General features: G+C 45.5%; 23 protein-coding genes and 1 pseudogene. 16 read left to right on the forward strand and 8 right to left on the reverse strand.

Translation table 11 applies throughout. The annotated features are described in order from the left end of the window. Positions 1-53: 53 nt before the first annotated feature. Complete coding sequence (locus tag OCU60_RS21505) at positions 54-1106, reverse strand: NAD(P)-dependent alcohol dehydrogenase (RefSeq protein ID WP_074371182.1); 1053 nt, start codon at positions 1104-1106, stop codon at positions 54-56. A 313-nt stretch (positions 1107-1419) separates the two neighbouring features. After that, on the reverse strand, positions 1420-1593 hold the full coding sequence (locus tag OCU60_RS21510) for a hypothetical protein (protein ID WP_159439426.1): 174 nt from the start codon (positions 1591-1593) through the stop codon (positions 1420-1422). Between the two features lie 284 nt (positions 1594-1877). On the opposite strand from OCU60_RS21510, the gene OCU60_RS21515 reads away from it, so the two are divergent. From OCU60_RS21515 to nqrM, 3 genes are all read left to right on the forward strand, one after another. Then, positions 1878-2564: a helix-turn-helix domain-containing protein gene (locus tag OCU60_RS21515; RefSeq protein ID WP_074371183.1), complete on the forward strand. Its 687-nt coding sequence runs from the start codon at positions 1878-1880 to the stop codon at positions 2562-2564. Positions 2565-2653: 89 nt separating this feature from the next. Beyond that, on the forward strand, positions 2654-3697 hold the full coding sequence (locus OCU60_RS21520) for an oxidoreductase (RefSeq protein WP_074371184.1): 1044 nt from the start codon (positions 2654-2656) through the stop codon (positions 3695-3697). Positions 3698-3925: 228 nt separating this feature from the next. After that, positions 3926-4129: a (Na+)-NQR maturation NqrM gene (nqrM, locus tag OCU60_RS21525; RefSeq protein ID WP_074371214.1), complete on the forward strand. Its 204-nt coding sequence runs from the start codon at positions 3926-3928 to the stop codon at positions 4127-4129. A gap of 186 nt (positions 4130-4315) precedes the next feature. Here the strand turns inward: nqrM and OCU60_RS21530 are convergent, their stop codons facing one another. Together OCU60_RS21530 and OCU60_RS21535 are read right to left on the reverse strand one after the other, a co-directional pair. Further along, entirely contained in the window at positions 4316-4672 is a 357-nt protein-coding gene (locus tag OCU60_RS21530; RefSeq protein ID WP_074371185.1) for a cytochrome b562, read from the reverse strand. Positions 4673-4864: 192 nt separating this feature from the next. After that, positions 4865-5611 (reverse strand): phosphatase, encoded by a 747-nt coding sequence (locus tag OCU60_RS21535; RefSeq protein ID WP_074371186.1) that lies wholly within the window; start codon positions 5609-5611, stop codon positions 4865-4867. 162 nt (positions 5612-5773) lie between these two features. Here OCU60_RS21535 and OCU60_RS21540 point away from each other — a divergent pair, with 162 nt between their 5' ends. From OCU60_RS21540 to OCU60_RS21560, 5 genes are all read left to right on the forward strand, one after another. Then, the gene (locus OCU60_RS21540) at positions 5774-8659 is read left to right on the forward strand and encodes an HD domain-containing phosphohydrolase (protein ID WP_074371187.1); all 2886 of its coding nucleotides are present in this window, start codon (positions 5774-5776) and stop codon (positions 8657-8659) included. Between the two features lie 246 nt (positions 8660-8905). Next, on the forward strand, positions 8906-10408 hold the full coding sequence (zwf, locus tag OCU60_RS21545) for a glucose-6-phosphate dehydrogenase (protein WP_074371188.1): 1503 nt from the start codon (positions 8906-8908) through the stop codon (positions 10406-10408). Next, positions 10405-11121: a 6-phosphogluconolactonase gene (gene pgl, locus OCU60_RS21550; protein ID WP_074371189.1), complete on the forward strand. Its 717-nt coding sequence runs from the start codon at positions 10405-10407 to the stop codon at positions 11119-11121. The genes zwf and pgl overlap by 4 nt, the downstream gene beginning before the upstream one ends. A gap of 13 nt (positions 11122-11134) precedes the next feature. After that, positions 11135-12583, forward strand: coding sequence for a decarboxylating NADP(+)-dependent phosphogluconate dehydrogenase (gene gnd / locus OCU60_RS21555; RefSeq protein ID WP_074371190.1), 1449 nt, complete (start codon positions 11135-11137; stop codon positions 12581-12583). Between the two features lie 143 nt (positions 12584-12726). Continuing rightward, a complete protein-coding gene (locus tag OCU60_RS21560) occupies positions 12727-12915 on the forward strand; it encodes a hypothetical protein (protein ID WP_074371191.1) in 189 nt (62 codons plus the stop codon). Positions 12916-13030: 115 nt separating this feature from the next. On the opposite strand, the gene OCU60_RS21565 is transcribed toward OCU60_RS21560, so the two are convergent. Continuing rightward, a complete protein-coding gene (locus tag OCU60_RS21565; RefSeq protein ID WP_074371192.1) occupies positions 13031-14128 on the reverse strand; it encodes a GNAT family N-acetyltransferase/peptidase C39 family protein in 1098 nt (365 codons plus the stop codon). Positions 14129-14242: 114 nt separating this feature from the next. Here OCU60_RS21565 and OCU60_RS21570 point away from each other — a divergent pair, with 114 nt between their 5' ends. From OCU60_RS21570 to OCU60_RS21595, 6 genes are all read left to right on the forward strand, one after another. Next, entirely contained in the window at positions 14243-15694 is a 1452-nt protein-coding gene (locus OCU60_RS21570; protein ID WP_074371193.1) for a RimK family protein, read from the forward strand. Positions 15695-16010: 316 nt separating this feature from the next. Beyond that, complete coding sequence (locus OCU60_RS21575) at positions 16011-18602, forward strand: ExeM/NucH family extracellular endonuclease (RefSeq protein ID WP_074371194.1); 2592 nt, start codon at positions 16011-16013, stop codon at positions 18600-18602. A gap of 840 nt (positions 18603-19442) precedes the next feature. Beyond that, positions 19443-19730 (forward strand): hypothetical protein, encoded by a 288-nt coding sequence (locus OCU60_RS21580; RefSeq protein ID WP_139302079.1) that lies wholly within the window; start codon positions 19443-19445, stop codon positions 19728-19730. A 446-nt stretch (positions 19731-20176) separates the two neighbouring features. Next, complete coding sequence (locus OCU60_RS21585) at positions 20177-21739, forward strand: S-type pyocin domain-containing protein (protein WP_261854749.1); 1563 nt, start codon at positions 20177-20179, stop codon at positions 21737-21739. Further along, on the forward strand, positions 21740-21997 hold the full coding sequence (locus OCU60_RS21590) for a bacteriocin immunity protein (protein ID WP_074375121.1): 258 nt from the start codon (positions 21740-21742) through the stop codon (positions 21995-21997). A gap of 285 nt (positions 21998-22282) precedes the next feature. Continuing rightward, positions 22283-23164: a HEPN domain-containing protein gene (locus tag OCU60_RS21595; RefSeq protein ID WP_074375122.1), complete on the forward strand. Its 882-nt coding sequence runs from the start codon at positions 22283-22285 to the stop codon at positions 23162-23164. 11 nt (positions 23165-23175) lie between these two features. On the opposite strand, the pseudogene OCU60_RS21600 reads toward OCU60_RS21595, so the two are convergent. Both OCU60_RS21600 and OCU60_RS21605 read right to left on the reverse strand, forming a co-directional pair. Further along, a pseudogene (locus tag OCU60_RS21600) lies at positions 23176-23330 on the reverse strand (type II toxin-antitoxin system RelE/ParE family toxin); the annotation flags it as partial. A gap of 8 nt (positions 23331-23338) precedes the next feature. After that, on the reverse strand, positions 23339-23581 hold the full coding sequence (locus OCU60_RS21605; RefSeq protein WP_074375123.1) for a type II toxin-antitoxin system Phd/YefM family antitoxin: 243 nt from the start codon (positions 23579-23581) through the stop codon (positions 23339-23341). A 238-nt stretch (positions 23582-23819) separates the two neighbouring features. On the opposite strand from OCU60_RS21605, the gene OCU60_RS21610 reads away from it, so the two are divergent. After that, positions 23820-25028 (forward strand): IS256 family transposase, encoded by a 1209-nt coding sequence (locus OCU60_RS21610; RefSeq protein ID WP_261854726.1) that lies wholly within the window; start codon positions 23820-23822, stop codon positions 25026-25028. On the opposite strand, the gene OCU60_RS21615 is transcribed toward OCU60_RS21610, so the two are convergent. Beyond that, the gene (locus OCU60_RS21615; RefSeq protein ID WP_074375158.1) at positions 25006-25527 is read right to left on the reverse strand and encodes an Lrp/AsnC family transcriptional regulator; all 522 of its coding nucleotides are present in this window, start codon (positions 25525-25527) and stop codon (positions 25006-25008) included. The genes OCU60_RS21610 and OCU60_RS21615 overlap by 23 nt on opposite strands. Positions 25528-25790: 263 nt before the next feature. Between OCU60_RS21615 and OCU60_RS21620 the strand changes: the two genes are divergently transcribed. Continuing rightward, positions 25791-26939 carry an MFS transporter gene (locus tag OCU60_RS21620; protein ID WP_074375157.1) on the forward strand — a complete coding sequence of 383 codons (1149 nt, stop codon included), beginning with the start codon at positions 25791-25793 and terminating at the stop codon, positions 26937-26939. Positions 26940-26947: the final 8 nt, after the last annotated feature.

A 26947-nucleotide genomic window follows, 5' to 3' on the forward strand; every position in this document is an offset into this window, starting at 1 on the left:
TTTTACGTCGTTCATACCGATATGCCTCATACAGACGACAAATCGTCTGTGGTTTATGCGCTCTCAGGCATCGTTGCCATATCAATCACGAAACGATAGCGAACGTCAGAACGTTCCATACGCTCATACGCTTCATTGATTTCATCCATTCGGATCATTTCACACTCGGGCAACACATTATGTTCACCACAGAAATCAAGCATTTCTTGTGTTTCCGGGATTCCGCCGATCAGAGAACCCGCGATTCGACGACGACCAAAAATCATCGGTATTGTTGATGGTTCCTCCAGCAGCCCCACCTGACCGACGATAACCAGCGTCCCATTGACATCCATCAACGGAACATAGCCGGTCACATCATGCTTGACCGGAATCGTATCAATAATCAAATCAAAGCTGGACTGGGCTTGCGCCATGGCCGCTTCATCTGAAGAAATCAAATAATGCTGTGCACCTAATGCTTTCGCATCTTCAATCTTCGCATCAGTACGACCGACAACCGTCACGACTGCACCCATTGCCACGGCAAGTTTCACGGCCATATGACCAAGACCACCCAGCCCCAACACAGCAACTCTTGTTCCGGCTTTTACATCCCAGGCTTTCAGTGGTGAGTAAGTGGTGATACCGGCACACAGCAGTGGCGCAACACGAGAAAGCTCCAATGATTGCGGAATTGACAGCACAAATTCTTCACGGACGACAACATGGCGTGAATAGCCACCTTGTGTCGGTTCATGGGTATGGCGATCCTGACCACAATAAGTGGCGGTCATCCCCTCACGACAAAACTGTTCTTCCCCGGCGTCACACTGATCACAGTGCTGACATGAATCGACCATGCAGCCAACCCCGACCGTGTCACCGACCTTATAACGTGATACATCTGACCCGACGGCAGTCACCCGTCCGATAATTTCGTGTCCCGGAACAAGTGGGTAAGTTGAGCCGCCCCAATCATTACGAACCGAATGCAGATCCGAATGGCAAACACCGCAGTAGAGAATTTCGATTGCCACATCATTCTCTCTCAGCTCCCGGCGTTCAAATGCATACGGTTTCAAAGTTGCACCTTGATTGTATGCTGCGTAGCCAACTGTTTTCATGATCATCTCCTGTTGCGTGATGAATACTTGCTAATGACACATGATAATAAAGGTCAATCAGCGTAATAATGATATAATTTATAAGGACGTAAAAGCATAATACATTATCATCGAATTTCAATCATAAAATATATTACCCCCATTAAAATGAGGTAATTGATAAATATGAATTACCTCATGCCACTCTATATATCCATTAACACAATATATGCAATAGAATATATTCATCTGTAAACAAGATATATTATCATCTTGAATAGATTATATTTCCCTCCCTTTTTTCAGATGTTATACTGACAAATATATCACCCAATCATGACTCGATACTGCTCCCTGACCTGATTTTCTGCTCAGCGATTAATAAGCTAATCAAATAAATACCGATATCAGCCCGACTATTTCCGGCTTGATCTTGTGCCACTGCATCAAGGACAAACTCCACGGATTCAACAAAAAAATCCTGATCTTCTAATAGCATATGCTTCATCTACTCCATAAGTTATACCGTTTTCATCGCAAACGGTTCTGACAAAAAATAAGCATGACAGAAGCAAACAGGTCACAAACATCCAATCAATCATATCTTTTGCGACGGAGTACACGACCATTTGGCTGTTCTCCCGTACAGGCAGTGATATTATTTTTTCACTTGTCCGGTGAGGAGATATAACCGGTTTGAATCTGATGTCAGAATCTTAATTCTCTCCTTAAAACAGATAAAGCTTACCCGGGCAATCTCATACTAAAACCATACTAAAATAGGGCTCTAGGATGTCAAATGACAATATAAAGGCGTTTTCTTACCTTAAAGGAACGGCATTTACTAACAATCTAAAATACCAAACCCAGTGCAAAGATTATATAGAATTATCCAACTTTCTGAGTATTCCAAAATCGACTTTTAGCACTTGGAATGCACACAACCGGACCTCGCATGAACTGATTGTCCGGCTGCATCTCTCATTGGGGATTCCCGTCAAACAACTCGCTTTACCGAGAGACTATCCACGCAAAGATATCCATCCTTCGCTGTGGGAAAGTCATGAATTCATGCCTCAAATACAGGATCAGGCGAACTTTTACCAATCTCCGTCAGAAACCCGCCAGATTTATCAGCACGCCACCGTCATTCTGCAGCGATTCAGTCTCAAACACGGGGCGTTAATCAGTACCGGAGAATCACCCTATGCCGCGCAAAGAATGCATGAACTTCAACTGAAAGCGGCTTCAACGATCGAAGTCGAGACCACTGATGCAATCTATCTGATTGATCAACATATTCAGGAGATTGTTTCCGGTCGTTATCTGATGGATATCGATGGCAGAATTGTGCTTCACACCGCGCAACGGTTGCCGGAACAACAGATGCGCATCATGTTTCCGAACGAGGCGGTGACCATTGATACGAATAAAGTCCGCATTCTTGGACGAGTGGTTCTCACGATACAACGGTCTTGAGCAGACATTGATTGATCAAGATGACTGACTCCGTCATGATATTGAATCATCACAGGTATTAAACTCTAACGATAACGAAATAGGTGAAGATGATGTCCCAACCCATTAAGACGGCCGTGATTGGCTACGGTTATTCAGCCAAAACATTTCATATCCCGTTCCTTGAATCTTTACCTCAGTTTCAGTTTTGCGCCATTAGCAGTCGTCAGCAAGATGTGATTGCAGCACAATACCCGGCCGTCACCTGTTATGAAAGCGCAGACCGTTTGATTGAACAGTCGGATGCAGAGCTGGTGATCATTACCGCCCCCAATGATGTGCATTTCTCGTTGGCAAAAATGGCGCTGGAACACGGTAAACATGTGGTCGTCGAAAAGCCATTTGTCACTCGGGTGTCTGACGGAGAAACCTTGATCCGCATCGCTCAAGAAAAGCAACTGATGCTCAGTGTTTACCACAACCGTCGTTGGGATAACGATTTCCTTACTGTGAAAAAGTTGCTCGCAGACGGCAAACTGGGCGATGTCAAATGGTTTGAATCCCATATTGATCGGTATCGTCCGGAGGTCAGAGTTCGCTGGCGTGAATCGGCAGACGTCGAAGGCGCCGGTATACTCTATGATCTCGCGCCTCATCTCATCGATCAGGTCCTCGAACTGTTCGGTGCTCCGGACGCACTCACCGCGCAGTGCCGCTCAATGCGTCAGGCCGATGGTGCAACAGACTTCTTCAACCTGTTATTGCACTACCCGACTTTTCTGGTTCAACTCCATGCCAACCCATATAGTCCCGGTGACAATTTGCGCTATAAGATTCTGGGAACCAAAGCAAAATACATCAAAATGGGGCTTGATCCGCAAGAGTCATGGCTCAAAACAAACGGTTGTATTGAGAAGCAGCAGCAGTGCCAAGAATTTGAGAAAAACCAAGGACAACTCTCGACTGAAGCGCATGTTGAACCGATCCCGAATGAGCAAGGTGGCTATGAACATTACTTTGTTCAGTTAGCCAACTCAATTCGTCAGGGGACACCGCCCCCGGTTACAGCGCATGAGGCCTTAAATTCGATTCGTCTGATCGAGCTTGCGCTCAAGAGCAGCGACAGCGGGCAAACCCTCAAGGTCGATTTATAGGCGCGGTAACGCATTTATATATAGCATATGCCACATATAAGGTTTATGCTATGTAGCTTGTTTATACTTTTCGCACGATAACCATGATCAGCAACCACCCGATCATACCGGCATTCGTTGCGCATCGGGTCGGTGATTGCTTTGACACCGTTTTATCAACTACACTTTTATCAAGAAAGCGTTGTTCATCCCAAATTCAGTTCAGAACAAGCGCTAAAGGAGGTATCCGTGACTTACCTACTGACATTTGTTGTATTTATCATCTTAATCACCGGTATGGCGATCGGGGTACTATTTCATCGTCGATCCATTCAGGGAAGCTGTGGCGGTTTGTCTTCTATCGGAGTGGAACGTGCCTGTAACTGCAAAGATGTCTGTGAAAATCAGGAAAAAACACTCTACCAAATCCAAGAACCCGAAGAAGAGCGTTAATCGTTTAGATTATTGATATTTTACGTTTTCGCGAAAGGCGTTGGTGTGAGGCAAAAGTCTCGTTGCAGGGAAGCACAGCGTTTTCAGTGCACATGTTTTTGCAGAGTATGTTTTCGCAAAGCATGTTTTTAGAACAACCACCGAACTTGGCAAGCAACGAAACCTTACGGGTTATCGCTTCAAATATCATCTCACCTTGCGATGATATTCTGATCTCAATTCATCAATCGTTCTGAGCTTATCTTTGGCACTTTGTAAGTTGCCCTGATTGAGTTCAGATTCAACCTGATCAATGGCAACAGCAAGTTTTTGAAAACCTTCCTGCATGGTCTTTCCTCTGTCACCCTGATAATTTCCTTGTTTGAGATGACTCACGATTTTATCAAGTCGCCCCATTGCACCTTTCATCTCTTCAACACTTGAAGACTGAGCTGCATCTCCAAAGGCTTTTTTAATCTGTCTCATGGATGAATGCACATCACTACCTGCCCAGACTGGAGAAACACACATCACCAATAATAGTATTGCTATTTTTTTTAACATTGCATTGCTTCCTTAGGTATGTTTATGACTGACTGATATTGCTTTGCCATCTTAAGATAAACTCACTTTTCGGCAAAGTACACCGGATGGCGATTGATGCATACTCACGACTACTTTTTATTGCATCACTTTTCATTGTATTACTTTTTACTGTATTACTTTTTAATGTATTGCTTTTTACTGTATTGCTTTTTACTGTATTACATCAAAATCAGCAATCGCCTCACGCCCGCGTAATGCCAGAAACTGCAAAAACTGGCGGGCACTGTGTGTAATGACCTGCGTTGCGGGAATTTCAAGCTTGCCGATCAGTTCGCGGGCAAGGCTCAACTCGCCAACAGCGTGACAAAAGTGCGCATCGCTGCCCGTGGTAATCGGTGCGCCATACAACTTGGCAAGACGCCCTATCTCATAACATCGTTCAACACTGCCGACGCGGCTATGCCCCAGCAAGGTACTATTATTAATCTCAATCGCAACATGATGCTCGGCTGCACACTGAATCACAGTATCAAAGTCAAAATCATATCTGGGGTTGCCCAAATGTCCCAAAGCGTCCACTTCACCACGTTCAATCACACTCAGCAATGCTTGGGTATGGGTCTTTTTATCAACCGGTGCAAACACCGGCTCATGAAAACTGCCGATCACCCAGTCAAGTTGTGCCAGCACATGCGGTTGTAGGTCAATTTCGCCTTGGGTATTTAAAATATTAGCTTCGACACCGCGCATAATTGCGACTTCATTTAAAAAGCGAGGAATCACTTTCTGATTGGCAAAAAACCAAGGGTGAGGGGCTCCCGGCATCCGTTCAGCATGATCGGTAGTACATAAAATTTTTAGTCCATTTGCTTTCGCAACACTGACATTTTCCAGCAACGTACTATAAGCATGACCACTTGCATAAGTATGCGTATGCGTATCAACAACAATATTCATAAAGCCTCCCTTTTCTCTCCTACACAAAACTATATCAATGCACTTTGTGACTGGCTATCACCAATTTCAACGGTTTTTTTGCAACCTGACCACATTCGACAATACTTATACCCTAGTAACGGATACTTATTTTCTATAAAGGCTCGATTTACGGACAAATTTATGAAATTACGTCGCTATTCTCTTAGTCTTCATATTGGCAGTTTATTCTTGATTTTAACTTCAATCATTGGTGGCGTTTTAATTCTGATCAGTTACAACCACGCCCAAGCATTACTCACCGAAACCGCAAAACAGCTCAGTTATGAAAACAGCCGTAAGATCGAAACCGAGTATACACAAAGTATTGGCCCGATCCTGACCACACTGGATTTCCTTGCATTCAGTACATTTGTCGAAAAGGAGCACTCCCCCATTGACGATAAACGCTGGCTGGCATCAATGGCACTGGTGTTTCAAAAAAATCCCAATCTGGTTGCTATCTACTTTGCCGACGACAATGGTGATTTCACCATCATGCGCCCACTCTTGAATCAACAGGAGAGCAGACGCTTCAATGCCCCGAAAAACGCGACATTGTATGCACAGCAAACCCAAGCCAGTGGGCAAAGTGATATCTTTTTCCTTGATGAGCAGTTCCAGCAAATCAGCCATCGTCAGACCTTTGATAACCAGTTTGATCCGCGTGGACGTCCTTGGTTTCTAGCTGCTCAGTCCGACGGAAAAATTCGACTGACAGAGCCCTACTTCTTTTATTTTCTGAAAACACACGGGGTAACACTGTCACGAAGATCACCCGACGGTCACAAAGTTGTCGGTGCCGATTTCACACTCGATTCTTTGTCGAAACAAATCGATGCTATCGGCTTTTCTGAAGAGACCAAGCTCATCCTATTTGATCAAAAGTATAATGTCTTAGCCCAACATGATGCCGGCGTATCGGTGAGTAATACCCCGGCAGAAAATCGCAGCAAGCTGGAAAAGTCATTATTTACACCGGTTCTCCATCGGATGAGCAGTCAGGTGATTTATGAAACCGTCAACGATGGCGACACTGATTGGTCGATAACGTTGACACCAGTGACTTTAAACCCTTACGTCACTTTAATGTTAGCAGAAGCGACCCCACACAATGCCCTATTAGCGAATTTATTATCGATGCGAGACCAACAGCTAAAAGTGGTGATAATTCTACTCATCACCTGCTTTCTGACCGTTGCGATGATTGCATCAAGGCTGGCAAAACCTTTAAAAAATCTTGTTCAGCTTTCCGACAGCATTACCCGATTTGAATTTAAGAAAACGCGTTACCCTAAGTCGATGATTAAAGAAGTCGCGAACCTATCTCAGTCGTTGCAGTTAATGGAACACACCCTGTTCGATTTACTGAAATTACTCCGCAAGACCGCCAGTAATTATGATTTCAATACACTGGCAAAAACACTCACCCAGCAAAGCTATCAGATCACTCGGGCAGAAACGATCATTCTGTACATATTCTCCAATGAAACGGCGTCATTCACCATACTGACGAATCATGCCATCATTCCATTCAAAATAGATATCAATGACTTATTGAATGATACGCCTTGGCTCAAGTCACAATTACAAAAAGGAGAAGTGGTTCACCTCCGAAAACAAGATAACGTCATCAAAAAATACCGTGACCAGCTATTTAATACGGATGTTTACCTGTTCCCACTTTTAAATCGGCGGCAGCAACTGGTCGGTATTCTCAATCTCGGCTATGAACGTCCAATTACTCAGGAGCAATCTGACAAACACGCCTTCCTGCGTGAACTGATGAGCTTTGCGCAAATCGCCAAAGACAATATTGACACCCTGCAACAACAAAAAGAGGTGTTCTACGCATTCATCGAACTGATTGCTTCCACGGTAGATACCAAGTCTCCTCAGACACGCGGCCATTCCCAACGCGTTCCGGCCTTGGTGCAGTGGTTGGCAGAAGCAACGGTCACCGATACGCATTATTACCCTTATTTCAAAATGGACGCTTCGCAGTGGGAAGAATTAAATGTTGCCTCTTGGCTGCATGACTGCGGAAAAATCACCACGCCAGAATATATCTTCAATAAAGCGACCAAGCTTGAAACCATTTATAACCGGATTCATGAAGTCCGGATGCGTTTTGAACTGCTCAAACTTCAGGCTGAAACAGATTACTGGAAGGGATTAGCGGAAGGAAAAGACCAGACAACTTTATTGGCCGAGCTTGAAGCAACCCACCAGACCTTGGATGAAGAGTTTGTCTTTGTTGCCCAATGTAATGTCAGCGATGAACCGATGACCAATGAAAAAATCGAGAAATTACATCATATTGCACAACGCAGCTGGAAGCGCACATTGAATGATCAGGTAGGCGTCTCCTCGATTGAGCAACAACGCGCGGGCACATCGAGAGACCTGCCCGTGATGGAAAAATTACTCGATGATAAGCCAGGTCACTGTGTAACTTGGGAATCCGGCGACTACTCGAAAGAGGCATGGCAGGATCGTTTCTCACTCAAACCGGGTGAGCTGCTATACAATCGGGGAGAGCTGCATAATTTATCCGTTCGTCATGGCATGTTAACGGAAGAAGAACAGTTTATCCTCAATTCACACACCGTGCAGACCCTGATGTTATTGGAAAGACTGCCCTACCCGGAACATCTGAAAAATATTCCGAAAATTGCAGCGTGTCACCATGAACGCATGGACGGCCGGGGATTCCCCAGAGGATTAAAAGGTGAAGAACTCTCGGTTCAAGCCAGAATGATCGCGGTGGCTGATGTCTTTGAATCACTCACCTTCCGTGAGCGACCGGATCAAAAAGTCAACATGCTGTCAGACGTCATTGAACGGATGACAGAGATGGCCGTCAACGGCCACTTGGATCCGCGTCTCTATTTACTATTTCTGGAAAACAAACTGTATCAGCGCTATGCCGAGACATTTATGGAAGAAAAACAGATCACGCCGATTGACCCGAACGGCCACATCAAACGCGTCAAACAATACCTGAAAACCATGACGCATCAGCTATGATCGCGAAAGCGAAAAGCCAAATCAGACGGACACTCATATACAAAATAAGTTGATCAAAGCGACACTTTTGGTTGATGTAAATCAAATTGTCAGAGAGAATAGAGGTCAGTTTTTTACTCTTTTGTGATAGGTATCAATGGATATTGATAGTACCTATTATTGTCATAGAAAGAGCCAATTTTCTATTTTGGTATTGTGCTGTTACCGTTGGCACACGCTAAATACCTCGTTTTTAAGGGAAAGATGATGGTAATACCTGAAAACAGCAGCATCGTAATTTTTGGTGCTTCCGGCGATCTCACTTACCGCAAACTTATTCCTGCCTTATATCATCTATATGCAAACAATCAACTGCCAAAATCATTTGCAATTCTAGGTGTAAGTCGAACGGAATATAGTGATGATTCCTACCGGGAAAGATTGAAGAAAACCCTTCAAGAACTGGAAGAAACAGTGCCTGAAACGCTGGAATTTTTTTGCCAGCACCTTCATTATCAAGCGATTGATACCGCCAATGTCGATGACTATCAAAAATTGTCTGAACGACTGGAAACGCTGGCCGAGCAATATCACTTTGAGCAACACAACATCTTATTCTATCTGGCAACACCGCCAAGCCTGTACGGTGTGATCCCCGGCTGTCTGGCCGCGCATGGATTAAACGATGAGGACCAAGGCTGGAAGCGTCTGATTATCGAAAAGCCATTTGGCTATGACCTCAAGTCAGCGCAAGAACTGGATATCGAAATCCACCGTCATTTCAAAGAGCATCAAATCTACCGCATTGACCATTATTTGGGTAAAGAAACCGTGCAAAACCTGCTGGTTTTCCGCTTTGCCAATGGTATGTTTGAACCGCTCTGGAACCGCAACTTCATCGATTATGTCGAAATCACCGGTTCTGAATACCTCGGCGTAGAAGAGCGTGGCGGATACTACGACAACTCAGGTGCAGTACGGGACATGTTCCAGAACCATTTGCTGCAAGTGCTGGCAATGGTCACGATGGAGCCACCGGCTGCGATTAATGCTGATTCTATCCGGAATGAAGTCAACAAAGCGCTGCAAAGTCTCCAACCACTCAGCGATGAAGATCTCCACCAGAATTTGGTGCTCGGGCAATACACCGAATCTGAAGTCCGGGGAAAATTCCTGCCGGGCTACCGGAATGAACATGGGGTCGCACAAGATTCACGCACCGAAACCTATGTCGCGCTAAAAATGTTTATCAACAACTGGCGTTGGAATGGGGTGCCATTCTATGTCCGTAGTGGTAAGAGACTCCCGACCCGCGTGACCGAAGTCGTGATTCATTTCAAACGTACGCCACATCCGGTATTTGCGCAGAACGCACCGGAAAATAAACTCGTGATCCGCATCCAGCCCGACGAAGGTATTTTAATGAGCTTTGGTCTGAAAGAGCCGGGGGCCGGTTTCCGAGCAAAAGAAGCGTCAATGGACTTCCATTATACCTCTCTGGAAGAAACCAAAATGCTCACTGCTTATGAGCGTTTATTGCTCGACGCCCTAAACGGTGATGCCACACTATTTGCCCGCACAGATGCGGTTGAGGCTTGTTGGAAATTTGTTCAGCCGATTCTGGACTACAAACAAGACCCGACCTCTTTATATGGATATGCCTGTGGGACATGGGGCCCTAAAGAATCGAATGAACTGCTGCAAAGAGATGGCAGAGAATGGCGATTCCCCTGTAAAAACTTAACCAATACGGATTATTGTGAATTATGATCAACCACAAAATTTTTCAAACTGCCGACGAGGTCGTGCATTCGCTTGCTGACGACTTAAAAACGTATAGTGAACAGGGACGCCCTGTTCATATCTCTCTGTCCGGTGGCAGCACGCCTAAAATGTTGTTCAAGCTGCTGGCATCAGCCCCCTATGCGACATCAATCCAGTGGCACAATCTCCATTTTTGGTGGGGTGATGAACGCTGTGTCGCACCAGACGATGCGGAAAGCAACTACGGTGAAGCAAACGCACTCTTGTTTAGTCAGATTCAAATGCCGGCAGAGAATATCCACCGGATTTTAGGGGAAAATGATCCAACATCTGAAGTTGAACGCTTCGCCCAAGAAATGCTGGCGCAAGTCCCGACTCAAGACGGAACCCCAGTATTTGATTGGATTTTGTTAGGTGTCGGTGCCGATGGACATACCGCTTCACTCTTCCCCAGAGCAACTCATTATCAAGATCCGGCGCTGGCACTCGTGGCTTCTCACCCTGAGTCAGGCCAATTGCGTGTGTCTAAAAGTGCCAGAGTCCTTCAGGCCGCGAAACGAATCAGCTACTTGGTTCTCGGTGCAGGAAAGGCCGACATTGTCCATGAAATTCACACCACCGCTGCAGAAGCATTACCTTATCCTGCGGCTAAAGTTCAGTCCTCTCAAGGAGAGACTGAGTGGTATTTAGATAAAGATGCAGCAGCAAAGATTGCGTGAGGAGATAAATTCAATGAAAGGCGATATAGGTGTTATTGGTCTTGCGGTGATGGGACAAAACCTAATTCTTAACATGAACGACCATGGCTTCACAGTCGTTGCACACAACCGGACCACATCCAAAGTCGATGAATTCTTAGCCGGACCCGCCAAAGACACCAATATTATCGGTGCTTATTCTTTGGAAGATTTGGTTGAAAAACTAGAGAAACCACGCAAAGTCATGCTGATGGTTCGTGCCGGCTCAGTCGTTGATGCATTTATCGATCAGTTAGCACCGCTCCTCGACGCGGGTGATATTATCATCGATGGCGGGAATACCAACTATCCGGATACAAACCGTCGTGTTGCTGCGTTGAAAGAGAAAGGCATTCACTTCATCGGTACCGGCGTATCCGGTGGTGAAGAAGGTGCGCGCTTTGGGCCATCGATTATGCCGGGCGGTTCACCACAGGCATGGCCTGCGGTCAAACCCATTTTTCAGGCCATTTCAGCCAAAACCGATACAGGCGAGCCTTGCTGTGACTGGGTCGGTAACGACGGTGCAGGTCACTTCGTGAAGATGGTACACAACGGCATCGAATATGGTGACATGCAGCTGATTACTGAAGCTTATCAATTCATGAAAGATGGTCTTGGTCTGAGCCATGAAGAGATGCAACAAACCTTCAGCGATTGGAATGAAACCGAACTGAACAGTTACTTAATCGAGATCACTGCCGATATTCTTGGCTATAAAGATGAAGACGGTAGCCCGCTGGTTGAAAAAATTCTGGATACCGCAGGCCAAAAAGGTACGGGTAAATGGACTGGCATCAACGCACTGGATCTCGGTATCCCACTGACGTTGATCAGTGAGTCGGTGTTTGCACGTTGCCTGTCAGCCCTCAAAGAACAACGCGTTGATGCTGAAGCACAATTTGGCAAGTCTATCGACAAAGTGGCGGGTGATAAGCAAGAATGGCTTGATGCATTACGTCAGGCACTGCTGGCTTCAAAAATCATCTCTTACGCACAAGGCTTTATGCTGATGCGTGAAGCGTCTGATGAGAATAGCTGGGAACTGAACTACGGTAATGTTGCTCTGATGTGGCGAGGTGGCTGTATTATCCGTTCAGCGTTCCTCGGCAATATCCGCGATGCGTATGATACCAAGCCGGAACTCGCTTTCTTAGGGTCCGATCCATACTTCAAAGGCATTCTGGATAACTGTCTTGCGGCATGGCGTAAAGTGGCGGCCAAATCTCTGGAAGCCGGTATCCCAATGCCTTGTACCACATCCGCACTGACATTCCTGGATGGCTACACAACGGCACGTCTTCCTGCAAACCTGCTTCAGGCTCAGCGCGATTACTTCGGTGCGCACACCTATGAGCGTGTTGACAGTCCACGTGGTGAGTTCTTTCACACCAACTGGACAGGGACAGGCGGTGATACCGCTTCAACAACTTACGATGTCTGAGGCTCACAAATCAGCCAACAAATCGTACGATTACTAATAGATTTGTGATTATAATTTGACCTTTCTATCGATGCTGCTTAAAATCAAGCAGCATCTTTTTTTCATCCATCGCATATCCATCGTAACAATAGAGAGATAGAAAAATGTTCAATAAACATTATGTCTTGGTTCCTTCAGAACTTGAAATCGAAACGTTTCGCTCACCAGAAACAAACGAAGTCACCGCCACAGAAAGAGAGGAACTGGTGCGTCAGGCTCAGGAAACCGGCATGCAACAATGCGCCACTATGCCTGAGCGTAAAAAAAGTTCTGACTATAAACGATGCGCCTGAGCACACGCATCAAGCATACGACAAAGATACATGGTTACTTTATCTTGTCACTGACCTAACACGTTACGGATGCTCGTGTTAGGCGTTATTCAATTCTATCGCTTCATTCGATAGTTCACGCTTTGCCCTTGCGGATCACCACACAAGATGTCTGCTTCTGTTTGCCATAGCCAATGATTTGAGTGAGAACCGCTTTGCCGACCGGAATGTAAGCGGCTGCAACGACCTCAGACTGATGATCAACATGTGGATCATGAATAAAGAAAAAGTGTTCACTCATGCCACTGAGTAAGATCCAGTGCGGTTCTTTGTTCCCCGTAAACCGATATGTGCTGATCAGCAATAAAACACCCGCGCCCTGTTCCAACCAACACTCAAACTGAGCTTGTGTCGGCGGCATATCCGTCACCGCAACATTCGAATACCCTGCCAACTGTTGACAAAAATCCTGATGAACTAATTCAATCACCGACTTTTTATTCAGGTCCCGCACACCATCAATAAATGGCACCGTTGAAGAACGACTCCACAGCTCAACCTCAAAGCCTCGCCGTGCCGCAGCCAACGCCAGACCGTGTCCGCTACACCCGCCATGTCCGGATGTCATGTAGATCGTGGTTGCTTCTCGCCATAACTGTAGCTCATGGGTACGGGTCAGTTCGGTTTCAGGCTCAAAGCGCGCAAAGCTCATCAACAGACAGGCGGCACCACATGTAAACGGGGTCGTCTGGACATACAGCGGTACGGGCACTTCCAAGCGAGGCTCATGCGGATCGAGCCGTTTTTGCATCCGAATCCCGTCACATTGGTCATCGTAATAATGGACCAGCATTCTGAGTAGTTTATAGCCCATTTTTTCATATAATTTTAATGCGGCCCTATTGTCATCCCGAACTTCTAGTCGTAATGTACAAGCACCTTGATCAAGAGCTGCATGCTCACATTGCTCCATGAGTTGTTGGGCAATGCCCCGGCCTCTGAAGTCAGGGTTTACGGCAATCGAATACAACCTTGATAGCTGTGTACCTTGGTGAAACAGAAGTAAAGCATAGCCAGCCAGTTGAGCGCCGGATTCGGCAACAAAAATGGCAGCATGTACCGATTTCAGAAACCGCCGCATTTGACGTGGTGAGATTTTGTCTCCGGTGAAAAGCTGTTGCTCTAGTGCATTTAGCGCAGAAAGATCAGTGTGGTTCGCATGACGAATGTCCATACGATGCCTCAAAAGGTTAGAAGATTGCGATGCAATATTATGTCGATACCGCCCTCTCGACAAGAGACTTATCTTCATGAGAGACGGCGTATCCTGCAACCGGAATTATAAGCCATGGCAAATCTTTTTATTGTGACCGATCATACCGATGACTGGCACCAATATTTCCCTTCCGATCAGGTGATCAACGTTCAAAACTACCTGAACACCAACTGGAAACCGACGCATAAATCGATTCAGGTCGTTAATTTATGCCGCAGTTACGACTATATGAGCAGTGGCTACTATTGCTCACTGATGGCAGAAGCAAGAGGACACCGTGTGATTCCCCGAGTGATGGCGATCAACGATATTCATCAACCGTTTCTGCACTCTTCGAATCTACTCAAGCTGAATAAACTCTATCCGTCTGAACATGCGTTGCAGTGCAAAATTTACTTTGGCCGCACACCGCAAAAAGGATTGGAGAAGCTGGCACGACATCTATTTGAACAGTTCATGATTCCGGTGATTCATCTTGAGCTATCAAGACATAACCAGCAGTGGCATATCAAATCAATTCAGCCATTCCCGTTTCAGGATCTGACCGACCCGGAACAGGACTTCTTTATTGAATCGCTGGAAAAATTTTCCCGTAAAGTGTGGAAGAATCCCAAACAGAATAAAGCATCTCGCTATGATCTTGCGATGCTGATCGATCCGGAGGAAAAAATGCCCCCTTCGGATAAAGCAGCACTCAAGCGATTCCAGAAAGCAGCCCAACGATTAGGCATGAATCTGGAAACCATTACGACGGAGCATCTCTCTCGTTTGGGCGAGTTTGACGGACTATTTATTCGCGCAACCACCAACATCAGCAACGAGACCTATCGTTTTGCGAAGACGGCTGAGAAAATGGGATTAGTCGTGATGGATGATTCCGAATCCATTATGAAATGCACCAATAAAGTCTTTCTGACCGAGTTGCTGCAACGCAATCGTATTCCCGCACCTAAAAGCGTGATTGTGCAAAGCTTTGATCCTGACTGGCAGGAAAAACTGCTCTCTGAGCTGTCATTTCCGATGGTGTTAAAAATTCCTGATGGTGCTTTCTCACGTGGCGTCATCAAAGTGACGGACATTGACTCGCTCAATCAAGAAGCAGCGTTGTTGTTTGAGAAAAGTGCGTTGATTCTGGCTCAGGCGTTCATGCCGACCGACTTTGACTGGCGTATCGGTATTCTCAATCGACAAGCAATTTTCTCATGTAAATATATGATGAGTCGTGGCCACTGGCAGATATATCACCACCATAACAATGGCAGAACAACGTCCGGTAGTTTTGAAACGCTGGATCTCAAGCAAGTACCCAAAAATGTCATCGACACGGCACTGAAAGCCGCCAATTTAATCGGTAATGGTTTATATGGCGTTGACTTGAAAGAGATCAATGGTCAGGTTTATGTGATTGAAGTCAATGATAATCCGAGTATCGATCATCAGGTCGAAGATGCTTTCTTAGGAGACCTACTCTATGATCGGGTTATGACCGAGTTTCTGCGCCGTATTCAGATGCGAGGATTCTGAACTTCCGTCTTTCATGTCGCTGTTTTGATCGTATCTGACATCACCAGTCGCCATCGCACACCGCGGTGGCTGCTCCCATCCCCCTCAACACAAACTTTATTGCATATATAAGTGTGACTCACCTCTACTTATTGATGCTATTTATGCGATTCACTTCTCAAATTCATTGAAATGTATTTTTAGTTTCATATTAAAAAGTAAAACTAGACCGTGAAATAGTTGATAATTTTAGTAGTGAGTCATCAATTTTGATGCATTGATTATTCACGAACGAAATCTCACATAATCATGGAAAACAACGTCAAGTGGATCAGAAATGAAAGTCAAAACCTCATTATCATGCCTGTCGATTGCCATCGGAGGCATTCTTTCGCTCTCGGCACATGCCGATATTCTCCTTTCACAATATGTGGAAGGGTCCGGATACAATAAAGCCATCGAAATAGCCAATACCGGAGATGAAGCACGCACTCTGGACGGCTATACCCTGGCTAAGTCAACCAACGGGAATGGCGAGTGGCGTAATAAACTCCCCCTCGACGGGCGGAACATTCCGGCTCACGGGGTGCTCGTCATTGCCAATAGTCAGGCCGGCAGTGACATTCTGGCAGTCAGCCAAGAGACCAATACCACCGTCCTGAATTTTAACGGTAATGACCCGGTAGCCTTACTCCGTAACGGCTCAGTCCACGATATGATCGGCACCATGGGGGGCAGCTATTTTGCCAAAGACGTCACACTGGTGCGTCAATCCAATCATTTAACCCCCTCACCGACCTATGTCGAATCACAATGGACCAATGCCGAAAAAGACAATATCGACGGACTCGGTGCCATCGACAGCCCAGTCTCAACCTTTACTTGTGAAGGCGAGTCCTTTATCTCTATTCAACAAATTCAGGGAGAAGGCAGCCGCTCACCACTGCTCAGTGGCTCAAGTAACACGACCGATCAACAATATACCGTTCGGGGTGTCGTCAGCGCCGTTACAACAGGGCTCACCAAAGGCTTCTATCTGCAAGCGCTGGAAAACGACTACAATAGCAATACCTCGGAAGGTCTCTTTATCTACACTGGTCAGTCAGCCGCTGCTCTCAAACCCGGTGATGTGGTCTGCGCGAAAGGGCAAGTCAAAGAGTATTATGATTTGACCGAACTCTCTGCGGATAACCAGCAGTGGGTTAAACAGGGAGAGCAACAACCGCCACAAGCAACCGATATTGTCTTCGCCGCAGGGGATGATAACTTTACTCAAACGCTGGAACGCTATGAAGGGATGCTGGTCAATCTGCCAGCCACGCTGGACATGCGTGTAACTCGCACATTCAGTTTCGACTATGATGCCAGACGCAACAATATGGTGCTCGCTCAAGGGCGTTTAAATGTCCAGCCCAACCAAAACTTTGCGGCAGGTTCACAGCAAGCCAAGCAGCAAAGTCTGGAAAATGCACAGCATCGCCTGTTTATTGAATCAGACCAAGTTGCTGATGATGGCGAAATCCCTTACTACCCCCAGTTTGGCCGGAGCGACATTGATCAAGACGGCTCTACCGAAGATTATATCCGCATCAATGATACCCTCAGCGGTGCTCAAGGTGTGCTCACGTACAGTTATGGTGAATACCGTTTGGTCATGACCAATACGCTGACTCAGGATAACTTCGTTCACAACTCGCCACGCCGCGCTTCACCACAATTGAAAGACGGTGGAGACCTGCGGATTGCCACGTTCAATGTGCTGAATTATTTCAATTCTCCATTTGGCGGTGATGCGAACCCTTATGGCAGTAACCGCGGTGCTAAAAGTGCCGGTGAATTTGAGATCCAGCAAGAGAAAATCGTACGCGCTATCTTACAGCTCGATGCCGATATTGTCGGTCTGATGGAAATTGAAAATAACGGTTTCGGCGATGGCGGTGCCATTCATCAATTGGTTGAGCAACTCAATCAGCAGATAGACAAACCGGAAAATCGCTACCATTATGTGGCAATAGACAGCAATCAGGACGGCACCATCGACTCACAGGATACCGTCGGCACCGATGCGATTACCACTGGCCTGATTTACCGCAATCAACATGTCTCTTTAACCACACCACGTATCATCCATATGCCATCGCAACAAGCTCCGGCTGTGTATGACAAAGACGGCAATATGATTGAAGACGGCAAAAACTACCAGCGAGATACCCTCGCCCCGACGTTTAAAGTCAGTCACAGCAAAGGCCTCGAGCAAGCACTCACCATTGCCGTGAACCACTTTAAATCCAAAGGCTCGACCTGTTGGGAAGATGTTGCTGCAATTGAAAATGGCGGACAAGGTCAGCAAGACCCGGATTTCCAAGGCTCATGTGAAAACTTCCGCGTTGCTGCTGCCGTGGCACTGGGAGACGCATTGAAAACCATCGGGGGTCATCAGATCATTCTCGGAGACCTCAACGCCTACGGCAAAGAAGATCCATTGCTGGTGTTGACCGATTACACCCCTGAGAAATATGGCAAAACCATCCACGCCGCCAGAAATACCTTTATTAATGGCAAACCGCAGTTTGGCGATCAAGGCGCTGACATCACCCATGGCTACGGTTACATCAGTGCGGTGAGTCTGATCCATCCTGATAACTGGAGTTATTCGTACAACGATGAAGTGGGCTCTTTAGACCATATTTTGATTAGTCCAAGTCTCAAAATGCACGTGATTGATGCCACCGACTGGCATATCAATGCGGCTGAGTCTTCTTTGTTTGACTACAACAACAAATATAAAGGCGATCTCCCCAAATACCGTGACCAATACCGGGCATCAGACCATGATCCTGCGGTACTGGAACTGAAAATGGGCGGCTCGATCAACGGTGTGTTACTGGTTTCGCTGTTCGGGCTACTCGTCATCCGACGTCGCGCATAATCAACCCTCACCTTCAATCAGGGGACACTCGTCCCCTGTTATTGTTTTGAGACTGGCATCTGCCTGATCCTGAACGCGTCAAACCGCTGCATGAGCACTTTTCCTATTTCCCCCCGCCTCCGGGCACCGAAATATGACGCACAATTGCGTTTGCCAATTTCAGCGGCATGGGTGTCCTGCCCGGAAAAGCTTAATCATTCTCCCGGAATGATTTTCTTTGTTCGGTGGTTGATTTGAAGTTGGGTGAAATCTAAAGAAAGTCGATTTGGTCGCTGCTCTCAGGGGGAAAAATCCCGGATGGATTTTTCAGGATTGCTTGAGCAGGATGCGAATCAATCCGACCCTGATTACGCGTACTGAACCTAAAAAGATGCTTTTGGTTCCTTTTGCATCATCAAAAGGAACTGGGGCGCTGTCGGGGATGCCATTGAAATCGGCAAAAATAATCGCGCACCAAATCACTGCACCTCACCTTTAAACTTCCCAGCCTTCGGCCCCAAATTTTGACGCACAATCTCGTTTTTTGGTTTCAGAGGCATTGGTGTCTTGTGCGCCAGTTACTCTTGCCGAGATGCAAGAGTAACCAGAAAATCTTTTTTGTTTGGCTGAGTTGCGTGTTGTCCAGAACCAGCTTTTACGGGCGTCCTGCCCGGAAAAGCTTAATCATTCTTCCGTGAATGATTTTCTTGGTTTGGTGGCTGATTTGAATTGAGTGAAACATTTTAAGAGCCGACTTGAACGATGCACTCAGGGTAAAAATTCAAGGATGAATTTTTAGCTTTTCGTGAGCAGGAGCGAATAAAAGCGACCCGGCCAGCGTCCACGAACTAAAACGTTCTTTTGGGTACTTTTGGAACGCCAAAAGTATCTGGGGCGCGTGCATCAGATGCCGCAGAAATTAATAAACTCATTGCGCCTCAAACAACAGAGCACAATGTTCATCTCCCCAGCCTTCGGCCCCCAAATTTTGACGCACAATTGCGTTTGCCAATTTCAGCGGCATCGATGCTCAGTGCGCCAGTTCATCTTTCAGAGATGAAAGACGAACCAGAAAATCTTTTTTTGTTGGGCTTGGGTGTGCGCTTTCCAGAACCGTCTTTTACGGGCATCCTGCCCGGAAAAGCCTAACCATTCTTCCGTGAATGGTTTTCTTGGTTTGGTGGTTGATTTGAAGTTGGGTGAAATCTAAAGAAAGTCGATTTGGTCGCTGCTCTCAGGGGGAAAAATCCCGGATGGATTTTTCAGGATTGCTTGAGCAGGATGCGAATCAATCCGCCCCTGATAACGCGTACTGAACCAGAAAAGATGCTTTTGGTTCCTTTTGCATCCATCAAAAGGAACTGGGGCGCAGTCGGAGATGCTAATGAAACCGAGCGTCCCAAACCACAACCCAATCCTAATATACCCCTTTATTTCATGTTACCCCCATTCCAAAAATAACCTTTTCCCTATCAGAAAACCAAATTCAAATATGACTTATAAACTCTATTGAGTATAATTAATGATTCATATGAAAATAACCTTATCAATAAGCATCCATCGATAAAACAATCACGGCTCAGCCAACAACGTCAATGAACGATCAAATCACTCAAATCTACAACCTGATGAGCCATGAATTTGCTCAGGTTGAAGGAGACTTCACTTCCCTACGCGAGTCAGATGTGAAATCCGTTATCCCTGCCGGAATGCGCTTTGCCGATTTTCTTGGACAGCTTCGTAGCGGCCATCAAGTATTACTGACGGATGTACCGTCGATTCCGTTACTCATTCGGGATAAAGATGAATGGGGCAATTCATACTGGCGGGTCAATCCCGAAGTTGAGCCTCATCTCGACGGGCTGGCCTACAAGGCTTATACCGCCAGAGTTGAATTGGTCAATCATGGCATTGGTTCGACTTCTTCCGGCAGTGTGAATGCTTCTGTGTCTACCGAGCCTTATGTCGAACGCGAACCCGTGAAACTCACTTTAGCAGCGCGTCTGAACAAGCAACGTCAGGAGCGGTTACGGGCGTTGGATACAATCCCACTGCCTTCATCCGCATGGCAAAACGCATTTAATCAGCCACCCGTCAAACCCTCTCGTTTCGCCAAATCCGCTCTGGTACCGAGAGGCTCGTGTGATATCGGTACACAACGAGAGTCACTTTCTGCGCTGGGGGATTATGCGGCTTATACAATTGCCGTCGGGCAGGGGATCAGTGCTGCTTCTGAAGACGCTTTTTTAACGCGCATTGGCGGTGCAGCGCTGGCAGAATTGCCGGGGCTGACGATGAAAATCATCGGGCGAGCCGGAATGTTGGCCGCATTTGTGCCGAACCAATTAGCGGACAGTACGCTCTACAGTGCAGCCGATATTCGCAGTAAAGACAGGGTTGAAACCAATATCCGCTTGGGTTTCAATACGGCAGGCCGGATTTACGGCTATCACGTCAATGGGGCGGTGATTCCCAAGCGTGAAGTCAAACGGGTCGGTGAGCAGTTTGTCGTTGCGTTAGAGCCGGATGTCACCATTGAATGGGTGCCGATTAGCGGTGATTTTGGCGGCAAACCGATTCTGGTTAACCCCATCCCGGAGATGGAAAAGTTCGATATCTGGATCCATCCGCAAGCGGAGCAAGGTCAAGAGTTTGATAACACCTATATCACCCCAATTGCTGATGCGAATTTACAAGACTATATTTTGACCTTTCCGGCAGAGACTGGATTACCGCCGTTGTATGTGGTTTACAAAGAAAGCGCTCGCAACGAGTCGGGCGTCGTGACCGGCAACGGTGAAGATATTACTGGCCTGTGGTTGGAAGCCGCCGGAAAAGAGTTAGGTGTACCGGTGCCGTCACAAATTGCGGATCAACTCAGAGGCCGTGAGTTCAGTAATTTTGATGGGTTTCGGAAAGCGTTTTGGGCTGAGGTTTCCAAAGATTCAGGACTCAAAACACAATTTATAGACAATAACGTCGAGAGAATGGGTAAAGGATATGCACCTCGTGCAAGGAAAAAAGATTCGGTTGGCGGTAGAAAATCTTTCGAATTGCATCATGTGGAGGAAATCCAGAATGGCGGTAAGGTCTATGATGTTGATAATATTCGTGTCACAACCCCCAAGAATCATATAGATATACATAAGGGCAAGTAAGTGAATTTAAAAAATAGTATTAATGAATATTTTGAAGATGAATTTTTACAGCTATTGCAGAAAATCTGCAAAGCTGAAACCTCTTCAGAAAATGAACTGGATGCTTTAGTTGATCACTTTGAAGATATAACAGAGCACCCAGATGGTTCAGACTTAATTTACTATCCAGATGATCCGGCAGATGCAACCCCCGAGCGCATTGTTGAGATTGTCAAACAATGGAGAATCTCGCAAGGCTTGCCATGCTTTAAGGACTGATTCGGTCTTTTATTTTCCACTGAGTCTATCAGTCAATTGAGTGATGTTTCACGTCATTCAAATCAAGCACTGGGGTGCACAAGACGTCGCTGTCTCAGATTCCAGAGAAAGGCATTATGCGTCACACTTCGAAGCCAAAGCCTGAGACAATCATCAGGGAAAGAAATAAAAAAGAACCGCGTCGCATTTTATCCTTCAACAATGCTAAAACTATGATAAACAGTGTTTTTTCTGAACACTTCTTTTATGCTAGAGCCATGTTGTCCACCAAAGCGAAGCACGATTATGAAAACCTCCCTTGACCACCTGCCTGAATATAAACAGCATGAGCTGGCCACGATCTCGACCATTCTGCGTGATACGCTGGACGACTATCTCAAGGGCAAAACGGGGAGTAAAAGCGAGTTTCGTATTCTGAAAATCATTCTGTTCGGTAGCCATGCCAAAGGCAATTGGGTCAGCGATCCGGTCAATGGTTATATCAGCGATTACGATATTCTGGTGATCGTCAACAAAGCCGCCTTGGTAGAGGATTATGTGGTCTGGCTGCCGGCGGAAGAGCAAATTAACCGCAAAGTAAAATCCGCACCGCTTGGTTTGATTGTTCACGATTTACAGGAAGTGAATGAACGATTGCAGCAGGGGCACTACTTTTTTCGGGATATCCGTGAAGAAGGAATCGAACTGTTTGCCGCGACACCGAAGCCGCTGACGGAGCCGGGGGATTTAACCGAACAAGAAAAACTGGAAATTGCACGTAAACATTATGATCAGTGGTCTCACTCTGCATTTCGTTTTTTCCGTAATTATGAATTCTCTATTTCCGAGGATGATTTGATTAACGCAGCATTTATGTTGCACCAAGTAACTGAACGTTGTTTAGCCTGTACTCTACTCACATGCACCAACTACTTACCCAAATCCCACAATATCGAAAAGCTGGGGAAACTCTGTGCCCAAATCGAGCCAGAGTTTAAGACGATTTTCCCACTCGACAATAAATTCCACCGTCGCAGCTTCCGTCGCCTGCAACGGGCCTATATCGAAGCCCGTTATTCAGAGCATTATGAAATCACCGCAGAAGAGCTGGCTTATCTTGAAGGGAGAGTGCAACAATTAAGAACACTGGCAGAACGGGTTTGTTTAGCGCGGATTAACGGGGCTTGAGGACACGAAACCACAACTGGGTTGTCAGCAAGCATTTGAAAAGCAGTGAGTAGGTTGTCTCTGTAGCGATTCCATTGTGATTCGGAAAATTTGTAACGGTGTAGCTTTTAATTTTACGCAAATGGCTTTGCGCCAATTTACTTAGCTTATATTTGTTCGTTTGCATACTTTAGGTTACAGGCTCTTCAAGAATGTTTCGCCATCAATTACATTACCTTGCGAGATATCTTGTTTTGCAGCCTCAAAGCAATGTTTAATGTAATCAGCTTTCATTGCTTCAAGCTCTTCGTAATCTTGAATGGACATAACAACGACAGCATCTTTGCTGTTTTTGCTGATCTTAACTGGCTCTCGCTGAGCACGTAGAAGTAGTTCGCCAAAATTACGTTTAGCGTCGTTTGCTGTTAATGTATGCATGTTAAAGCTCCAAACTTGGTTACTAGTAGGAGTATAATTGTTTGTGCGAAATATTTAATTAAATCGTGCGATTTGTGCAAAAGTTAAACTAACAAGATTTGTTCTTGGAGCTGATGCTGGCGTGAGTTGCTAAGGAAGATCATCTATTTCTGGTTGAGGACCACGCTCAAGTTTAGAGGGTAGTGTTCAAATTTCTGTGTCATTTCTTTAAACTGAACCAAAAAGGAAATGACACCTTATGTCTGACGATAAATTCGAAATTGATATTCAAGCTTTTGCCAAAGCATTGCAATCCGGTCAGGGCCTCAACGGCAAAGACGGTTTGCTCACCCCGTTGATTAAGCAAATCACTGAAGCCGCGCTCGGGGCTGAAATCGAACAGCACCTTGAAGCTGAGCCCGACAATCGCAAAAATGGAAAATCCCGCAAAACCGTTAAAACCTCATCCGGGGAATTTGAACTTGAAACGCCCCGTGACCGAAATGGCTCTTTTGACCCGCAAACTGTCAAGAAGCACCAGACCCGACTGACCGATGAGATGGAACGTAATGTCCTCTCCCTGTTTGCCCTTGGCAACAGCTATCAACATATCCGGGAATATCTGCTGGATATGTATGGTATCAGCGTTTCCAATGGCACGATTAACGCCATCACCGACCGTCTTATCCCTGAGCTCAGAGCATGGCAGGAGCGGGATTTAGACCCCGTCTATCCGGTCGTCTGGCTTGATGCCGTTCACTACAAAATCAAGGAAAACGGTCGCTTTGTTTCCAAAGCCATTTACACCATCCTTGCACTCAATATCGAAGGAAAAAAAGAGCTGCTGGGGATTTATCTCTCTGATGCCGAAGGCGCGCATTACTGGCTCAGTGTCCTGACCGACTTACAAAATCGCGGTGTCAAAGATATTTGTATTGCTTGTGTCGATGGCCTCAAAGGGTTCCCTCAGGCGATTGAAACCATTTACCCGCAGACTGAAGTCCAACTCTGTGTTATCCATCAAATCCGTAACTCGATGAAGTATGTCGCCAGCAAAAATCAGAAAGCGTTTATGGCGGATTTAAAATGTGTTTATAAAGCGGCAACCCTTAAAGCTGCCGAACATGAGCTGGATGAGCTGGAAGCCAAATGGGGACCACAATACCCGCTGGTGATTCAGTCATGGCGCAATAAATGGGAGAACTTATCGGTGTATTTCAAATATCCCGAACAGGTCCGCAGAGCCATTTACACCACCAATGCGGTTGAGGCGGTACATCGTCAGTTCCGCAAACTGACCAAAACCAAGGGCGGTTTTGCTAATGAAACCAGCTTGCTCAAGCTGTTGTATGCAGGTATGTTGAAAGCCAGTGAAAAGTGGACGCATCCGGTGCAGAACTGGAACCTGACACTGTCTCAGCTCAGCATCCACTTTGAAGGCAGACTCACTCCATATCTGGATTTATAAAAATGGGCGTGACACAGAATAATGAACAGTCTCGTTTAGAGCTAAGAACAACAAAGCATTTAACTTTCCTAACACCATCAACGAGTTGCATTTTTTCGATCAGCTTTTCCAAATCTATTGAATCTCTAGTTCGAACTTTAAATATAATATTCGTTTCACCTGCTACCGAATGGATTTCTTCAACATCAGCAAGCGAAGAAAACTCATTTAACATATCCATGCTAACAGAACCGTCTGATTCAATATGCAGAAAGCTTAACAATGAGCAACCTAAGCTAGGCCCATCTAAAACGGCTTGGGTTCCCTTTATGACACCATTTTTCTTCAGTTTCTGTACCCTCTCATGCACAGCAGGTGGAGAGAGAAAAACCAACTCACTAAGTTCGGAATACGTTCTGTCAGAATCTTCAGCAAGCAGCCTTAATAATTTTCGGTCAATTCTATCTAAACTAACCCTTTTTGACCGACTGGACTTAACATTATTCGCTTTTGAGTCCATATGAACTTCCCCCTCTTGCTCATCAATATCAATGGCGCTAATAATATTAACAGGTCTTGATATTAAACGATTAAGCTTATAATTGAAAATTTATTGGAAAAGTTAAATTTTTTGATAAGACTAATCATGGTGAGAAATACTTGAAATTAGGATATTTCTTTAGATTAAAATCGGTAGTTTTACAATTAATTCGCCAGCAAATAATAATGGAAAATTAATACATTAATTAAAAGGATGCCTAGTTAATTGGTATTGGAGTTAATATGTTCAGGCAAGAAAGTCAGTATTTATTTCAAACCGTTATTTTACTCATCGGTGTTAGTGTCATTGGATCAAATGCTTTTTTAATGAGTCCAATTCTTAGTAATATTGCTCAGTCATTGGATACCGATATGACAAAAATTGCCTGGTCCATCTCCGCATATGGTGGTGCAATGGCGTTAGGGAGTTTATTTTTAACCGGTCTTCCTCAGCGTATTGGTTTGAAATCAACGCTTCTCCTCACAGGAACAGTGTTATCTATTAGCATCTTAATGACAGGATTATCAACAAATTGGATCATGCTTGTCGTTGCACAAACCTTAACTGGGATAAGCGCTGGGGTGTTACTTCCGACCTTGTATTCGATGACAGCCATTATTGCCCCTAAGGGAAAAGAGTCCACAACCTTAGGGAAAGTGATTTCTGGATGGTCATTAGCGATGATTGCTGGTGTTCCATTAAGTGCTTTTGTTTCAGAGCTACTATCTTGGCGCTCCGCCTATTTTTTTGTTTTCATATTGTCGCTTCTATCAACATTAGGATATTTTTTACTGCCTTCTAAAGAGAGTCTTTCTACCGCTACCTCCCTTCAGTCTGCCTTTCAAGTGCCTAAGGCAAAATCCATATTCATTATAACTTTTTTCTACATGATCAGCTTTTATGGAACCTATACATTCTTGGGTAGCTATATACAACAGCAGTTACTTTACTCCACAGTATATGCTGGTATGGCGGTTTTATCTTATGGATTGGGCTTTGGTTTTGCTGGCATATTTTTAGGAAAATTCATTGATAAAAGAGATTCATGGGAAATCATATCCCCTTGCTTACTATTCATATGTGGAATCTACTTGTTATTGTTGATTCTATCAAATCACTACTGGAGTTTACTTATCGGCTGCGTATTTTGGGGACTAATTAATCAGGTTATCTTAAATTGTCTTGTATCAATTCTCAATGGATTAGATGATCATCAGCGAGTAAGACTCATTGGTATATACAGTGCCGTATCCTATGGGGGAACAATGGTCGCGGCACTCGTTTACGGTGTTATCTATTTATATAAAGGATTTCATTTCATATTAATTACCTCTGCTTTGTTATGCCTGTTTGCCTTCCTAGTCCTATATGGGTTAAAACGGCACATCTAATTGTCGTG

The sequence above is a fragment of the Vibrio spartinae genome (genome assembly GCF_024347135.1).
GTDB lineage: Bacteria > Pseudomonadota > Gammaproteobacteria > Enterobacterales > Vibrionaceae > Vibrio > Vibrio spartinae.

Coding starts and splice junctions, on each gene's coding strand:
- OCU60_RS21505 (WP_074371182.1), bottom strand. CDS start 1,106: ATGAAAACAGTTGGCTACGCAGCATACAATCAAGGTGCAACTTTGAAA.
- OCU60_RS21510 (WP_159439426.1), bottom strand. CDS start 1,593: ATGAAGCATATGCTATTAGAAGATCAGGATTTTTTTGTTGAATCCGTG.
- OCU60_RS21515 (WP_074371183.1), top strand. CDS start 1,878: ATGTCAAATGACAATATAAAGGCGTTTTCTTACCTTAAAGGAACGGCA.
- OCU60_RS21520 (WP_074371184.1), top strand. CDS start 2,654: ATGATGTCCCAACCCATTAAGACGGCCGTGATTGGCTACGGTTATTCA.
- OCU60_RS21530 (WP_074371185.1), bottom strand. CDS start 4,672: ATGTTAAAAAAAATAGCAATACTATTATTGGTGATGTGTGTTTCTCCA.
- OCU60_RS21535 (WP_074371186.1), bottom strand. CDS start 5,611: ATGAATATTGTTGTTGATACGCATACGCATACTTATGCAAGTGGTCAT.
- OCU60_RS21540 (WP_074371187.1), top strand. CDS start 5,774: ATGAAATTACGTCGCTATTCTCTTAGTCTTCATATTGGCAGTTTATTC.
- zwf (WP_074371188.1), top strand. CDS start 8,906: ATGGTAATACCTGAAAACAGCAGCATCGTAATTTTTGGTGCTTCCGGC.
- pgl (WP_074371189.1), top strand. CDS start 10,405: ATGATCAACCACAAAATTTTTCAAACTGCCGACGAGGTCGTGCATTCG.
- gnd (WP_074371190.1), top strand. CDS start 11,135: ATGAAAGGCGATATAGGTGTTATTGGTCTTGCGGTGATGGGACAAAAC.
- OCU60_RS21560 (WP_074371191.1), top strand. CDS start 12,727: ATGTTCAATAAACATTATGTCTTGGTTCCTTCAGAACTTGAAATCGAA.
- OCU60_RS21565 (WP_074371192.1), bottom strand. CDS start 14,128: ATGGACATTCGTCATGCGAACCACACTGATCTTTCTGCGCTAAATGCA.
- OCU60_RS21570 (WP_074371193.1), top strand. CDS start 14,243: ATGGCAAATCTTTTTATTGTGACCGATCATACCGATGACTGGCACCAA.
- OCU60_RS21575 (WP_074371194.1), top strand. CDS start 16,011: ATGAAAGTCAAAACCTCATTATCATGCCTGTCGATTGCCATCGGAGGC.
- OCU60_RS21585 (WP_261854749.1), top strand. CDS start 20,177: ATGAACGATCAAATCACTCAAATCTACAACCTGATGAGCCATGAATTT.
- OCU60_RS21595 (WP_074375122.1), top strand. CDS start 22,283: ATGAAAACCTCCCTTGACCACCTGCCTGAATATAAACAGCATGAGCTG.
- OCU60_RS21605 (WP_074375123.1), bottom strand. CDS start 23,581: ATGCATACATTAACAGCAAACGACGCTAAACGTAATTTTGGCGAACTA.
- OCU60_RS21610 (WP_261854726.1), top strand. CDS start 23,820: ATGTCTGACGATAAATTCGAAATTGATATTCAAGCTTTTGCCAAAGCA.
- OCU60_RS21615 (WP_074375158.1), bottom strand. CDS start 25,527: ATGGACTCAAAAGCGAATAATGTTAAGTCCAGTCGGTCAAAAAGGGTT.
- OCU60_RS21620 (WP_074375157.1), top strand. CDS start 25,791: ATGTTCAGGCAAGAAAGTCAGTATTTATTTCAAACCGTTATTTTACTC.